We start from the raw sequence: 15,392 nt of genomic DNA on the forward strand, positions 1-15,392 counted from the left end.
CTGATAACTGATAACTGATAACTGATAACTGATAACTGATAACTGATAACTGATAACTGATAACTGATAACTGATAACTGATAACTGATAACTGATAACTGATAACTGATAACTGATTATGTATTGGTATAATGGCGAATTAATCGAGGATGAGCGAATAAGTCTGGGTATTGATGATATTGGACTGCTTTATGGAGCCACACTCTTTACTACCCTGCGTATCTATCAACACAGCTTAGATCATCCCCTGACCCATTGGCAAGAACATATCAAACGTCTGCACTCTAGTTTACAAGTTTTCTACTGGTCCGATCCCGATTGGCAGCGAATTCGCCAAGGAGCCGAAGAATTATCCCTATTCTATCCTGTCCTGAGAATCACAATTTTTCCCGATGGACGGGAGTGGATTAAAGGCAGATTTTTACCCGAAGATTTAAACCTTAGACAAGAGCAGGGAATTATTGGGTGGGTAATAGATAATCCCGCTTGGCAACGGGTTTTAGGAGAGCATAAAACTGGTAATTATTTAACTCCTTGGTTAGCGTCACAAACTGCTCAAAAAAAAGGAGCAAAAGAGGCGATATTAGTCGATCAATTGGGGAATTGGTTAGAAACTAGCACCGGCAATTTATGGGGATGGAAAGATAATTGCTGGTACAGTCCCCTGCTGACTGCTGATATTTTACCCGGAATCGGGCGCTCGGCTTTGATCGGCTGGTTAAAAAAACAAAATATTTCCCTAGAAGAAAATCTTTGGACTCCTCAATTTGTCAGGACTTTACAAGGGATTGCTTATAGTAATTCCGTGGTGGAAATTATCCCTTTTAATTCTATTCTTGGCTGGAATCTAGAGATAAATACAGCTATTTATAGAGAAATTTTACCAGATTTACAGCAATATTTTTCCAGTCAATTTGATAATAAATAAGGGTGTGTTACTAGAAGCTAACACACCTAAAAGCTGGAGATAATGCCGCTCAAGCTTTAAAATTCTCGCTCGGAATTAGCCTCACTATCGCGTTTAGAACCGAGTAAATCTAATTGATCGACGAGAATCACCGGTTTAGAGCGAGCTAATCCCGTGTTTTTATCATTCCAAGTATCCATTTTTAAAGACCCTTTAATCCCGATTAAACCGCCTTTTTTTACATAATTAGCGGCCACTTCCGCCGTTTTACCCCAAATTTCCAGATCGAACCAATCTGGCTGATCGCTATTTTTAGAGCGACGATTAACCGCTAAAGTGAAAGTACATAAAACCTTACCCGACTCGAAATACTTGGTTTCCGGGTCTTTCCCCGCTCGTCCCACCAAATGAACCACATTTACACTCATGGTCTTAAATCCTCAATTTAGTACAATAGTATGTTCATTTTAGCCCGAAACCTTAGCCTTGACCGGTGACTAGGGAGAAAATTCGGGCAAAGACCTGGGTAAATCCGGAGAGAAAGAAGCGATAATTAACTAGACTTGAGAAACAAAACGTAATAAAATCCAAGTCGATTCGATCGAAAGTCTAGCTATAGCAACGTTGTTATCAGAACAGGAGTGAAAACAAGTGGTGGGTTTTTTTAGACGTCTAGGCTTATCAAGGGACATAGGTATAGACTTGGGTACAGCAAATACCCTCGTTTATGTATCGGGGAAAGGCATCGTTTTAGAGGAACCATCGGTAGTGGCGATCGATCAAGATCGTAACCCAGTCGCTGTCGGGGAGGAGGCCAAAAAAATGCTCGGTCGCACTCCGGGCCATGTCACCGCTCTGCGACCCCTGCGCGATGGGGTAATCGCCGATTTTTACAGTTGCGAGATCATGTTAGCGGAATTCATCAAACGAGCGCTCGATGGCACGATTGGCAATCCCCGCATGGTAATCGGTGTTCCTAGTGGGATTACCGGAGTAGAAAGACGTGCGGTGGTGGATGCGGCCAAAAATGCCGGCTCCCGAGAAGTGGGGTTAATTGATGAACCCGTTGCGGCGGCCTTGGGTGCCGGTTTACCCGTCTCGGAAGCGACGGGAAATATGATCATCGATATCGGTGGTGGCACGACGGAAGTGGCGATTCTCAGTCTTGATGGGACCGTGATCAGCGAATCGGTGCGCGTCGCTGGGGATGAACTGACGGACTCAATTATCGCCTATCTTAAAAAAGTCCATAACCTGATTATCGGGGAACGTACAGCCGAAGATATTAAAATTCGCCTTGGTTCAGCTTATCCCTCCCCCGAAGATGAATTTCCTCCTCTGGAAGTGCGGGGATTGCATCTCATGTCCGGTTTACCCCGCACCGTGACGATCAAAGCGGAAGAAGTGCGGGAAAGTATGGATGAACCACTTTCCGTGATCGTTGATGCGATCAAACGTACCCTAGAAAAAACTCCCCCCGAATTGGCTGCTGATATTATCGATCGCGGGATCATGTTAGCGGGAGGAGGTGCTTTATTACGGGGACTTGATCGTCTAGTCAGTCACGAAACCGGTATCGTTACCCATGTCGCTGAAGATCCCCTGCGCTGTGTGGTCAAAGGCACGGGAGAAGTGTTAAAAAATCAGAAACTCTTTGAGCGGATCGTTAATGAAACAACTCGCAATGTCTAAAGGTCACTAGGCTAGGTTAGCGGCAAAATTCACGGATTCTCACTCTACACAGTCAAGAGGTTTAAAATCGCTCATGTATTCAGCACGACGAAAATGGACACAGCAGAGATGGCGACTTTTGCTGCTCGCTGCCGCTTTGGGGGGAGCTTGGTACATTCGCACCTATCAAAGTGGGGCGATTTTAGAATTGTATGGTTTATTAACCCGCCCTTTTCAGGGAGAGGAAACTAATCTGCAAGAGCAACTTCTAGCCGATCAACGGGTGCGAGAATTACAAAATCGTTTAAGTGAAGTCGAATATCAAAATCAACAATTAAAAAAACAGCTTGGTTATTATCAAACCCAGAAAAAACCCCTGATTTCTGCTCCAATTATTGGCCGCAGCGCCGATGATTGGTGGCAACAGGTAATTATCGGTCGGGGTAGCGCCGATGGTGTGCCAGTGGGTGCTTCGGTGACGGGAATTGGTGGTTTAGTGGGACGGATTAGGGAAGTTACTCCCCACACCAGCAAAGTTTTATTGGTCAGTAATTCCCAAAGTCGCATCGGAGCAACGGTGAATCGTAGTCGGGCCATGGGTTTAATTCAAGGTCAGAATTCCCAAGTGGCCACCCTGCGCTTTTTTGAAAAAGCTCCCGATGTCAAACCGGGAGATGTGGTGACAACTTCGGCTTTTAGTAGTCTTTTTTCGCCGGGGTTGCCCATCGGTCGCATAATTTCCCTTAATTTACAGGAAAATCCCGCCCCCACCGCCAAAATTGAATTTACCGCCACCGTGGACAATCTCGAATGGGTGTTCGTTCACCCGCAACCCCAGCAGTGAGAGGGGGAATTATGCTGAAATTAAGCCGTTTATCAGCCCGTTCTCGTTTTATACTGAATATTTTAGTCACTATCGCTTCGCTGCTTCTCTGTGCTTTTCTTTCCTTAATGCGGCTACCCGGGATGGAGATTTTAGGCATCGCTCCCAATTGGTTACTGATTTGGTTGGTTAGTTGGAGTCTCAATCGCTCTTGTCTCGATAGTGTGGTGGTCGGATTAGCGATCGGCGCTATTCAAGATAGTTTAACCTCTAATTATCCTTCCCATATCATGGTTTTTGGTCTGATCGGTTTGCTTACTTCCCGTTTACATCGACAACGTTATCTCAAAGAAGAATTGATCGCCGTGGTCTTAATTGTCTTTGTTATGACTTTAATCACTGATGGTGCGATCGCTTTTCAATACTATCTACAAGGAGGCAAAAATCTCGCTGATCTTTGGCTCGATTATCAACGCATTGGCCTCACTTCTGCTCTGCTTAGTAGTCTCTGGACTCCCCTCCTCTATTATCCTCTCCAGCAATGGTGGCGACAATTTAGCGATCTTTAAAGAGTCAGGAGTCGGTCGTCGGGAAATTATTTTTATTTATTCTCCCCACACCCCACACCCCACACCCCACACCCCACACCCCACTTCCCCACCACCCCACACCCCACACCCCACACCCCACACCCCACACCCCACTTCCCCATCACCCCACACCCCACACCCCACACCCCACACCCCACACCCCACACCCCACACCCCACTTCCCCACTTCCCTCACCCGCTCAACTAACATGAAATACAAACAAAAACTTAGTCAATTTTTTCATAATCTCGCTAATAAATTAGAGAATTCCGAGCAACCCCCTAAAGTCGATCCTATCGACTCCAAATCTGCGCCAGTTGCTGGGGAAAAGCCAGTAGAAGCCGCTTCCGAAGAGAAAAAGGTTAATTTAGTCTCCCAAGCCAGTAGCAAGGCTCTAGAGACATTAAAACCCATAAAAAACAAATTTACTACCCTGATTGATAATTCTCCCTTACCGCAATGGCGACAACATCCCCGCTTTGGCTTGTACTTGGGATTGGGATTAGGGGTGACAGGGGGACTTTTGGGGGTAGGTTGGGGCATTTATCGCCTTGAAAGCTCTTTACCGCAAAATATCGCCGATATACAAACCTATGCTCGTCCAGGCACCCTAACCATTCAAGCCGCTAATGGGGAAATCCTCAAGCAAAATGGCCCTAGTACCTACGAAACCGTGAAAATTGCCCAAGTTCCCCCACTGGTACAGGAGGCCTTTATCGCTAGTGAAGACCGCCGTTTTCGCCAACACGGGGGAGTTGATGGCCAGGGTATTGCTCGCGCTCTCTTTTCTAACCTGAGAGCCGGGGGAGTGGTGGAAGGAGGCAGCACCATCACCCAACAATTGGCCCGAATTGTCTTTTTATCCCAAGAAAGGAGTTTTGATCGCAAATTACGCGAAATGCGTATCGCTCAGAAAATAGAAGATAAATATACAAAAGACCAGATTTTAGAGCGTTATTTCCACCTAGTTTATCTCGGTTCCGGGGCCTACGGTCTTGCCGATGCCGCTTGGTTATATTTCAGTAAACCCGTCGATAAATTAACTCTAGCCGAAGCTGCCACCCTTGCCGGCATTGTTCCCGCTCCTAGTCTCTATTCTCCCCTCGAAAACCCTAAATCTGCCCTAGAACGGCGTAATATCGTCCTCAAAACTATGGCCGAGGTGGGATTTATTACTAATGCTCAAGCAGAACAAGCGCTCGCATCTCCCCTAGGCCTTAAAACCAGTCCCCTAAAACGTCTGCAACGGCAAGCGGCCTATTTTACCGATTATGTGGAAAAGGAACTGCCGCAACTGGTTCCCGCTAAAACCCTAGAAGCGGGGGGAGTGGTGGTTAAAACCACCCTCAATCCTCGTTGGCAAAGGGAAGGGGAGGAAGTGGTAGAAAGAGCGGTTTCTCGTTATGGCCAGTGGCAGAACTTCCAACAGGCAGCTTTAGTGGCAATTGACCCCAAAAATGGACAAATTAAGGCCATGGTCGGGGGAATTGACCACGATAAGAATCAATTCAATCGGGTGACACAGGCAAAACGTCAGCCGGGATCTACTTTTAAACCTTTTGTCTATGCGGCGGCGATTGCGGCGGGGAAATCCCCCTATTCTAATTATAAAGATGCCCAGTATGTGGTGGATGGTTATAAACCGGAAAACTACGGTGATAGGTATAGCGGCCGCGAGGTGTCCATGCGCGATGCTTTGACTTCTTCCCTGAATGTGGTGGCAGTTCAGGTGTTAGTGGCTGTGGGTTGGAATCCGGTGATTAAATTAGCTCAGGATATGGGTATCCAGTCGAAACTTTTACCCACTTATTCTTTGGCTTTGGGTGCTTCGGAAGTCAATCTTTTAGAATTGACCAGCGCCTACGGAACCTTTGCTAATAATGGTGTGCATCAACCAGTTTACGGTATTAATCAGGTACTTGATCGCCATGGTAAAGTAATTTATCAAGCCAATTTTAAACCGAAAACTGCTCTGAATAAAAACACGGCAGCGACGATGACTTGGATGCTGCAGGATGTGGTTAATTCGGGAACGGGAACCCCCGCACAAATTGGTCGTCCGGTGGCAGGAAAAACTGGCACTTCTGATAAAGCTCGCGACCTTTGGTTTGTCGGTTATATTCCCCAATTAGTCACGGGAATTTGGCTCGGTAATGACAATAATAAACCCACCAATGGAGCTAGTACCATGTCCGCTTGGATGTGGCGACAATTTATGTTAGAAGCAATTAAGGATATTCCCTATCAAGGTTTCCCAGAACCGAATTTAGGCAAACGTCCAGTGACATTAAAAGCGGAACCAATTAAACCCCGACGTACCTACTTTACCCAAACTATTAATAATCGTTTAGCCAGCAGCGATGAGGGTTCCCCCACCGAAGGACCCATCCGCAGACGGCGACGGGTTCGGGTAAATCGCGAGCAAACTATCGTCCGTTCTAATACTAGCGAACCCAGCCAACGCCGTTCTAGTCGTCGGCGTACTACCGTTGCTCCTACCAGCGCCGCTGCTCCTAGTCCTCAAAATACGGCCCCCGCAGCAGCCGAACCGATTACCGTTCCCGTCAATGTGGCGGCTCCCGACACTCGTTCGGTTCCCCTACCGGTAACTCCTCCCCCCGATGTGGCTCCTCCCGCACCCCCGGCAGAAAGACGCTGAATCGGCACGACAACCCTCGCAAATCCTGCGAGGGTTACAGTTCCAAAACTGCTCGGTAAAATCTTGCAAAACCATCGGATTTTTGGCGGCGAAACCGGGTAAATTGGCCGAAAGCTTGCCGCTATAATAACTTAAAAGCTTGTGTAATGCCGATGACCAGTCTTATTTCCCCCACTACCATCTCTTCAACTCGTTTAAGTCTCAGCTATCAAGTGGCTATGTCGGAACCGACTTCACACCTCTTTGAAGTCACTCTACAGATTACCGGTTGGCAAGCTCCGATTTTAAACCTAAAAATGCCGGTTTGGACTCCCGGTTCCTATCTAGTGCGGGAATACTCCCGTTTAGTCCAAGATTTTCAAGCTGTTAACCTCAACAGTCGCAAAGTTGCTAAAAATCACTGGCAGATTGACAATGGTGACAGTTCCGAAATAACGGTCAAATATCGCGTTTTTGCCCACGATTTAACCGTCAGAACCAACCATCTTGATGATACTCACGGTTACTTCAACGGGGCTGCTTTATTTTTCTATATCCCCGATTATCAAAAACATCCCCTCACCCTGACAATTATCCCCCCCCATGGCGATTGGCGCGTTACCACTGCCTTAAAATCTTTACCCGGACAGAAAAACACCTTTCACGTCCCCGATTTTGATACCCTGGTGGACAGTCCTGTGGAAGTGGGGACTCATCAGTTATACGATTTTGTCGTCGAGGGAAAACCCCATCAATTAGCTATCTGGGGACGGGGAAACGCCAATCCTAGTCAAATTATCGCCGATACGACTAAAATTATTCAAACCGAGTCGGCTATGTTCGGTGGACTCCCCTATGATAATTATCTCTTTTTGCTACATCTTTCGGCGGCTGGTTACGGGGGACTAGAACATAAAAATTCCTGTACCCTTAACTATGCGCGTTTGGGATTACGAGATAAGGATAAATATAATCGTTTTCTGCAATTAGTCGCCCATGAGTTCTTTCATCTCTGGAATATCAAGCGTATTCGCCCAAAAGCTTTAGAAAGCTTCGATTATGATGCAGAAAATTATACGTCTTCCCTCTGGTTTGCCGAAGGAACCACCAGTTATTACGATATAGTAATCCCTCTACGGGCGGGAATATACGATAGTAAGACTTTTTTAGAGCTTTTAAGCAAAGAAATTACTCGTTATCTCAATATACCTGGCCGTCTTGTCCAACCTCTAGGCGAATCGAGTTTTGATGCTTGGATAAAACTCTACCGACGGGATAGCAATAGCGATAATAGTCAAATTTCCTACTATCTCAAGGGGGAATTATTGTCGCTGCTTCTCGATTTACTAATTCGCACCCACACCGATAACCGTCGTTCCCTCGATGATGTTTTACGCTCGATGTGGCAACATTTCGGCAAAGAGGAGATTGGTTATACCGATGGGGAATTGCAGGCAATTCTCGAATCGGCTGCGGGAGTGGATTTAAGTGACTTCTACCAGCGTTATATCGACGGTTTGGCAGAATTACCCTTTAATCAATATCTTGAACCTTTTGGACTCTATCTGCGCGCTGTTAGCAATGGGGAGACGATACCTTATCTGGGAATGCGGGTACAGAGTGAAGCGGGTAAAGAAATAATTAAATTTGTCGAGATGGGTTCCCCTTGCCAAAAAGCGGGAATTAATGCTGATGATGAATTATTGGCTATCGATGGATTGCGAGTGACGGCGGAACAGTTAAACGAAAGATTAAAAGACTACCGCTCAGGTGATATTATTCAGATAACAGTCTTTCATCTCGATGAATTGCGAACCCTTGCTGTTCCACTGGCTGCCCCGCAGACGATTCGCTATGAAATTATCAGGGTAGAAAATCCTTCTAATAGCCAGAAACAAAATTTTTCTGCATGGGTAAATCCCGTTTAGTTCTTGGTTCAATCAAAAAAAAATGTCTATTACCGCCGAAATTCCTTTCCTTCCTCTCGCCTATTTTGAGAATAAATTTATCCCTTTTAGTGAGGCAAAGTTATCCGTTGCTACCCACGCGCTACACTACGGAACTGCCGCTTTCGGTGGTTTACGAGGTACTCCCGACCCTAACAATCCGGGACAGATATTATTATTTAGATTAGAACGTCATTGTCAGCGTTTAAGTCAAAGTGCTAAGTTTCTTAATTACGAGATTTCTGCTGATAAAATCTATGAAATAATTATCGATTTTGTGAAAAAGAATCAGTGTCATCGACCTTTTTATATTCGTCCCCTTGTCTATAGTTCAGGGTTGGGAATTGCTCCGCGATTGCATGGTATCGAGAAGGATTTTCTAGTCTATGGTCTAGAAATGGATGATTATTTAGCAGCCGATGGGGTTAACTGTCGGATTAGTTCTTGGTATCGTCAGGAGGATAGAAGTTTCCCGTTGCGAGGTAAAATTAGCGCCGCTTATATCACTTCTGCTTTAGCAAAAACGGAAGCGTTTGAATCGGGGTTTGATGAGGCAATTTTAATGAATTCTCAGGGTAAAGTCTGTGAAGCGACGGGAATGAATATTTTTATCATCAGAAATGGTCAGCTAATTACTCCTAGTTTTGACCAAGATATCCTAGAGGGTATTACTAGAGATAGTGTTTTAACTATTGCGCGGGATTTGGGTATTCCGGTTATTGAAAGACCCGTAGATAAGACGGAGTTATTTATCGCTGATGAGGTGTTTTTAAGTGGCACTGCGGCGAAAGTTACTCCGATTAAAAAGATTGAAACTTTTTCTTTACCCGCAGATAAACCGATTACTTATCAGTTAAAAGAAAAGTTAAGTTCTATCGTTCTTAATCAGGAACCAAAGTATCAAGATTGGATTACTCAAGTTCCTTTGTAGTTAGAGAAATTTACTTAATTTCTCCTTTAGATGCGTCAAATAATGGCGCATCTGAACTAACCCTGAAATAAACAGAATTTATCTATTTTTCGGTTTGGCTCCTTCCTGTATATAGGGTATAGTTTTATTAGAATCAATCTTCAGCACGGGTTTCTTCCCTGTTGCTGTTTTCTCTTGTTGATTGTCGGTTTTTTGCTGATTTTGATTATTATCGGTTGTATGTTCCATAGTAGAGCAAATAAGTATGACAAATATTTGGCTCATCTATGATTATACCTTAAACTCTCTCAAAGTTGTCAAGGATAGTATTAACCAACTAAAGACAAAACTTACTTTGATCCTAACTATTAGTTAGCTGCTGTTTTGGTTAATTGTGGCTAAGATTTACCTGCTTATATAGTTTCCCTTGAATATAACCAATCTCTTTATGCTTGGGTGAAGCTGTCCTGCATTTAAACGATGTCTGGGAAGTTTTATTACAAATGCTCAAACTCTCAAACTAGGGATCAATTTCTGGTATCACTGGTCACTGAAATAGGTACAATAAACATTAGCTCGTTTTCATAGAGAACTTAGAATGACGCAAGATAATCCCCTAGAGTTGATTGAGAAGTTAGAAACAGGAATCCCCGGCTTTGATTTTCTTTCGGAAGGGGGATTACCGAAAGGACGAGCAACTTTGATAGCGGGGACGGCAGGAAGTGCTAAAACGGTATTTGCCTGTCAATTTCTCGCAGAAGGCATCAAAAATGGAGAAAATGGCGTTTTTGTCACCTTCGAGGAGCCACCCCAAGCACTCAGAAAAAATATGGGTGGTTTTGGTTGGAATATCCGGCAGTGGGAGGAGAATCGTCAATGGGCCTTTGTTGATGCTTCCCCCCAACCAGAAGAAAAGCCGATGGTGACGGGAGAATACGACCTAGGCGCATTAATCGCTCGCATTGAGTTTGCTATCCGCAAAAATAAAGCCAAACGGGTGTCTATGGATTCTTTAGGCGCAATTTTCAGCCATTTGAGTGATAGCGCTCAAGTGAGAAGTGATCTTTTTCGTCTGGCAACCGCTTTGCGAGAATTGGAAGTAACAGCGATTATGACCGCAGAAAGAACCCAAGAATACGGCGAAATCAGTCGTTATGGGGTGGAGGAGTTTGTGGCCGATAATGTGGTGATTTTACGCAACGTTTTAACCGATGAGAAAAGAAGAAGGACGATCGAAATTTTAAAATATCGGGGAACCGATCACCAAAAAGGAGAATTTCCTTTTACAATTATTCCCAATAAAGGAGCCGTGATTATTCCTTTATCAGCCATTGAATTAGAACAAAAATCCTCTAATATTCGTATTACTTCCGGCAGCCTCGAACTCGATAGAATGTGTGGTGGTGGTTTCTTCCGCGATTCGGTTATTTTGGTTTCGGGAGCCACGGGAACAGGAAAAACCCTGATGGTGACAGAATTTATGGCCGGGGGAGTAAGCAATGGGGAAAGATGTTTAATTTTTGCCTTCGAGGAAAGTCGCGAACAGTTATTTAGAAATGCTACCGGTTGGGGGGTGGATTATGACCGCATGGAAAAGGAAGGTAAATTAAAGGTAGTCTGCCGTTATCCCGAAACTACGGGTTTAGAAAATCATTTAATTATGATGAAGGAAATTATCGAGGAGTTTCAACCTAATCGAGTGGCAGTAGATAGTTTATCTGCTTTAGAAAGGGTTTCTAATCTGAAAGGATTTCGGGAATTTATTATCGGTTTGACTTCTTTTATTAAGCAAAAAGAGGTGGGAGGATTATTTACTTCCACCACTCCCACTTTATTAGGAGGTTCCTCGATTACAGAAGCGCATATTTCTACAATTACTGATTCAATTATTCTGCTGCGTTATGTGGAAATGTATGGAGAAATGCGCCGCGGGATCACTGTTTTAAAAATGCGCGGTTCTATGCACGATAAGGATATTCGTGAGTTTTCGATCGATCATCAAGGTATGCACATCGGCCAACCTTTCCGCAATGTTACCGGAATTCTGGCCGGAACTCCTATGTACACAGCACAAACAGAAGTAGAACGTTTGAGTGGATTATTTGAGGATCGTAGTTAAAATATAGCGGCATTTGCTAATCGCGCGTCGGTGGTTAGCTTTTTTCTCCCTATCTCCTTCTTGCTTTCTTGATATGTCTAAAAACTTTTGCTTTATTTTTCTAGGTCTTTTACTGATAAATAATCTACATTTATCAGCCTTGGCAGAAACAGTTTTACAAAGAATTGCTCGCACGGGAGAATTAAAAGCGGCAGCCAGAAAAGATGCTGTTCCCTTTAGTTATATCGATGAGAAAACGGGACAATGGACAGGTTACGGAGTGGAATTAATGCGCTTAGTCCAACGTCGATTAGCACAAGAATTAGGTAAACCGATTACAATAAACTTTACAGAAGCGACGACTAACAATCGTTTTCAGCAAGTGGAACAGGGACAAGTAGATTTATCCTGTAATGCGGCAACAATCACGGAAGAAAGACTAGCAAAGGTTAGTTTTTCTATTCCCTATTTTATGACGGGAGCGCAATTTTTAACTAAAAGGGAAAATGTTGATAAAATAGATATTAATAACACTTTAGCGGCAGTTGCGATCGCCTATATTCCCCACACCACCACCGATAGTATTATTCGTTATATCTATCCTCTGGCTAATTGGCAAGCTGTCAGCGATCGAAGTGAAGCAGTGGCAAAATTACAAAGGGGAGAAGTAAAAGCAGTGGTTAGTGATGGAATTCTTCTACTGGGGGAAATCGTTAAACAAGGACAGGATCCGCGACAATTTGTGCTACTACCCCGTCAACCGATTACCACCGAACTTTATGGCTGTATCTTACCCAAAAACGATCCCGAATGGAAAAAATTTGTTGATACTGTTGTTGGCAGCAATGATAACCAGAAACTGCGAGAACAATGGTTTAATTTAGAAGAAAGTTCTTTCCCCTATAGGATTCTCAATCAACCCTAAAAATAGACTGTGATTGCTGAAAATTAAAAGTCAGTAAATTCTAGTTTTTTTGCTTTTTACTTGTTACTTTTTCCTGAAAAATTATGTCTTTTGTCGGTTTACATATTCACAGTGATTATAGCTTACTTGATGGTGCTTCCCAATTACCGGCACTAATTGATCGAGCGATTGAATTAGGACAACCGGCGATCGCTTTAACCGATCATGGAGTCATGTATGGTGCGATCGAATTAATTAAAACCTGTCGTAATAAGGGAATAAAACCAATTATTGGCAACGAAATGTATGTAGTAAATGGCGATATTGAAGTCAATCTTCGCCACCGAAAATATCATCAAGTTGTTTTAGCCAAAAACACACAAGGCTATAAAAATCTGGTTAAATTAACTACTATTTCTAATCTGAAAGGTATTCAAGGTAAAGGCATTTTTGCTCGTCCTTGTATCAATAAAGAGTTACTCCAACAATACCACGAAGGATTGATAGTTACCAGTGCTTGCTTGGGTGGAGAGATTCCTCAAGCGATTTTAGCTAATAACAGGAAACTGGCTAAGGAAACTGCTAAATGGTATAAAAAACTTTTTGGTGATGATTTTTATTTAGAAATTCAAGACCACGGTTCTAAAGAAGATCGGATTGTCAATGTAGAAATAGTTAAAATTGCTAAAGAATTAGGAATTAAAGTAGTTGCTACTAACGATTCTCACTTTATTTCCTGTTACGATGTAGAGGCACACGATGCCTTGCTTTGTATTCAAACTGCCAAGTTAATTACTGAAGACAAACGCCTCCGTTATAGTGGCACAGAATACTTAAAATCTGCTGATGAAATGCGCTTACTTTTCCGTGATCATCTGCCAGAAGATGTGATTGAAGAAGCGATTAATAACACCTTAGAAGTAGCAGAAAAAGTCGAACCTTATAACATATTTAATGAACCGAGACTTCCTAATTATCCAGTTCCTGCGGGACATACTGCTGATAGTTATGTAGAAGAAATTGCTTGGTTAGGATTACTAGAAAGATTAAAATGTCCTTCTCGTCACGAGATTGAACCTATTTACAAAGAAAGGCTTGAATACGAATTAAAAATGCTACAGAAAATGGGATTTTCTACCTATTTTCTCGTCGTTTGGGACTATATAAAATATGCTAGAGATCATGATATTCCCGTCGGTCCAGGACGCGGTTCGGCGGCGGGTTCTTTGGTAGCATATTCTTTAAAAATAACCAATATTGATCCCGTTCATCACGGTTTATTATTTGAGCGTTTTCTCAATCCTGAACGGAAATCTATGCCTGATATTGATACGGATTTCTGTATCGAGAGACGGGATGAAATGATCCAATACGTTACGGAAAAATACGGGGAGGCTAATGTTGCTCAAATCATTACTTTTAACCGTATGACATCAAAAGCTGTTTTAAAAGATGTGGCGCGGGTGTTAGATATTCCCTATGCCGAATCGGATAAAATGGCGAAAATGATTCCCGTTTCTCGCGGGAAACCCACACCGTTAAAAGTGATGATTTCCGATGACACTCCCGAACCGGCATTTAAAGAAAGATACGATACGGAACCCCATGTGCGTCATTGGTTAGATATGGCAATTCGTATCGAAGGTACTAACAAAACCTTCGGAGTTCATGCCGCCGGAGTCGTCATTTCTTCCCAACCTTTAGATGAAGTGGTTCCCCTCCAGAAAAATAATGATGGTGCGGTAATTACCCAATATTTCATGGAGGATTTAGAATCATTGGGATTGTTAAAAATGGACTTTTTAGGGTTAAGAAATTTAACTACTTTGAAAAAAACCGCCGATTTAATTAAACAAAATCAGGGCATAGAAATTGATCTGGATCAATTGCCTTTAGATGAAAGAAAAGCCCTGCAAATTCGGGCTAAAGGGGAACATAAAAAACTACCTCCCGATATTCTCAAAACCCATGAATTACTAGAAGAAGGGGATTTAGAAGGTATTTTCCAGTTAGAATCATCGGGAATGAAACAGATCGTTAAAGAGTTAAAACCATCGGGTATTGAGGACATATCTTCAATCTTAGCACTCTATCGCCCCGGACCTTTAGATGCGGGATTAATTCCTCTCTTTATTGGCAGAAAACACGGTAGAGAACCCATTCGTTATGATCATCCCTTATTGGAACCAATTCTTAAGGAAACCTACGCAGTTTTAGTCTATCAAGAACAGATTATGAAAATGGCGCAGGATTTAGCGGGTTATTCCCTAGGAGAAGCGGATCTATTGCGTCGGGCAATGGGTAAGAAAAAAGCCTCCGAAATGCAGAAACAAAGGGAGATGTTTATCGATGGTGCTGCTAAAAATGGTGTGGAAAAAAGAATCGCTGAAAATCTCTTTGAACAGATGGTAAATTTTGCCGAATATTGTCTGGGAGGTGAGACGTTAATTTTAACTGAGGAATACGGATTATTACCAATTGCTAAAATTGTGAGCGAAGAAGTTAACTGCACTGTTTATAGTGTAGATAAAAATGGTTTTGTTTATAGTCAACCAATCTCTCAATGGCACGAGCGGGGTTTACAAGAGGTCTTTGAATATACCCTAGAAAATGGCCAAACTATCCAAGCAACCAAAGATCATAAATTTATGACTAGCGACGGAGAAATGTTAGCTATAGATACAATATTTGAGCGAGGTTTAGATTTAAAATCCTCTGATTTTTCCTAAAAGCCTACCCCGCAATCTTGTGAGATTGAGGGGTAGGAAAGAATAATCCTGGCATCGAGCTATTGTCCCGGTCGGCAACCCGACAAGTATCTTGGCCACGGTGAAGTTTCACAACCGAGTTCGGGATGGAATCGGAGTGGTGCCATCACGTTAAAGACACCAGGAAGGGTAGAAC

General features: G+C 43.2%; 12 protein-coding genes and 1 rRNA gene. 10 read left to right on the forward strand and 3 right to left on the reverse strand.

Annotated features, from left to right (window positions below):
* The first annotated feature begins 118 nt into the window (after positions 1-118).
* The gene (locus tag IM496_RS09315; RefSeq protein WP_287661795.1) at positions 119-928 is read left to right on the forward strand and encodes an aminotransferase class IV; all 810 of its coding nucleotides are present in this window, start codon (positions 119-121) and stop codon (positions 926-928) included.
* A gap of 56 nt (positions 929-984) precedes the next feature.
* On the opposite strand, the gene IM496_RS09320 is transcribed toward IM496_RS09315, so the two are convergent.
* On the reverse strand, positions 985-1,335 hold the full coding sequence (locus tag IM496_RS09320) for a single-stranded DNA-binding protein (protein ID WP_194017098.1): 351 nt from the start codon (positions 1,333-1,335) through the stop codon (positions 985-987).
* Between the two features lie 226 nt (positions 1,336-1,561).
* On the opposite strand from IM496_RS09320, the gene IM496_RS09325 reads away from it, so the two are divergent.
* From IM496_RS09325 to IM496_RS09350, 6 genes are all read left to right on the forward strand, one after another.
* Entirely contained in the window at positions 1,562-2,599 is a 1,038-nt protein-coding gene (locus IM496_RS09325) for a rod shape-determining protein (RefSeq protein WP_185238607.1), read from the forward strand.
* Between the two features lie 73 nt (positions 2,600-2,672).
* On the forward strand, positions 2,673-3,422 hold the full coding sequence (mreC, locus tag IM496_RS09330) for a rod shape-determining protein MreC (protein WP_287661796.1): 750 nt from the start codon (positions 2,673-2,675) through the stop codon (positions 3,420-3,422).
* Entirely contained in the window at positions 3,389-3,970 is a 582-nt protein-coding gene (gene mreD, locus IM496_RS09335) for a rod shape-determining protein MreD (RefSeq protein ID WP_194017093.1), read from the forward strand. Before mreC ends, mreD begins: the two co-directional genes overlap by 34 nt.
* Before the next feature lie 230 nt (positions 3,971-4,200).
* On the forward strand, positions 4,201-6,651 hold the full coding sequence (locus tag IM496_RS09340; protein ID WP_287661798.1) for a transglycosylase domain-containing protein: 2,451 nt from the start codon (positions 4,201-4,203) through the stop codon (positions 6,649-6,651).
* 146 nt (positions 6,652-6,797) lie between these two features.
* A complete protein-coding gene (locus tag IM496_RS09345) occupies positions 6,798-8,558 on the forward strand; it encodes a M61 family metallopeptidase (protein ID WP_287661799.1) in 1,761 nt (586 codons plus the stop codon).
* A gap of 22 nt (positions 8,559-8,580) precedes the next feature.
* Positions 8,581-9,507, forward strand: a complete 927-nt coding sequence (locus IM496_RS09350) for a branched-chain amino acid transaminase (RefSeq protein WP_287661800.1) — start codon at positions 8,581-8,583, stop codon at positions 9,505-9,507.
* A 78-nt stretch (positions 9,508-9,585) separates the two neighbouring features.
* On the opposite strand, the gene IM496_RS09355 is transcribed toward IM496_RS09350, so the two are convergent.
* Complete coding sequence (locus IM496_RS09355; protein WP_192576023.1) at positions 9,586-9,735, reverse strand: hypothetical protein; 150 nt, start codon at positions 9,733-9,735, stop codon at positions 9,586-9,588.
* Between the two features lie 349 nt (positions 9,736-10,084).
* Between IM496_RS09355 and kaiC the strand changes: the two genes are divergently transcribed.
* The 3 genes from kaiC to IM496_RS09370 all read left to right on the forward strand — a co-directional run bounded on the left by kaiC (position 10,085) and on the right by IM496_RS09370 (position 15,217).
* Positions 10,085-11,605: a circadian clock protein KaiC gene (gene kaiC / locus IM496_RS09360; RefSeq protein ID WP_104397997.1), complete on the forward strand. Its 1,521-nt coding sequence runs from the start codon at positions 10,085-10,087 to the stop codon at positions 11,603-11,605.
* 73 nt (positions 11,606-11,678) lie between these two features.
* Complete coding sequence (locus IM496_RS09365; RefSeq protein ID WP_287661801.1) at positions 11,679-12,509, forward strand: amino acid ABC transporter substrate-binding protein; 831 nt, start codon at positions 11,679-11,681, stop codon at positions 12,507-12,509.
* A gap of 83 nt (positions 12,510-12,592) precedes the next feature.
* Complete coding sequence (locus IM496_RS09370; RefSeq protein ID WP_287661802.1) at positions 12,593-15,217, forward strand: DNA polymerase III subunit alpha; 2,625 nt, start codon at positions 12,593-12,595, stop codon at positions 15,215-15,217.
* A gap of 46 nt (positions 15,218-15,263) precedes the next feature.
* Here the strand turns inward: IM496_RS09370 and rrf are convergent.
* Positions 15,264-15,381: ribosomal RNA gene (gene rrf, locus IM496_RS09375) — 5S ribosomal RNA — on the reverse strand.
* Positions 15,382-15,392: the final 11 nt, after the last annotated feature.

This window comes from Microcystis sp. M049S2 (genome assembly GCF_020245625.1).
In the GTDB taxonomy this organism is placed as follows: Bacteria; Cyanobacteriota; Cyanobacteriia; order Cyanobacteriales; family Microcystaceae; genus Microcystis; species Microcystis ichthyoblabe_A.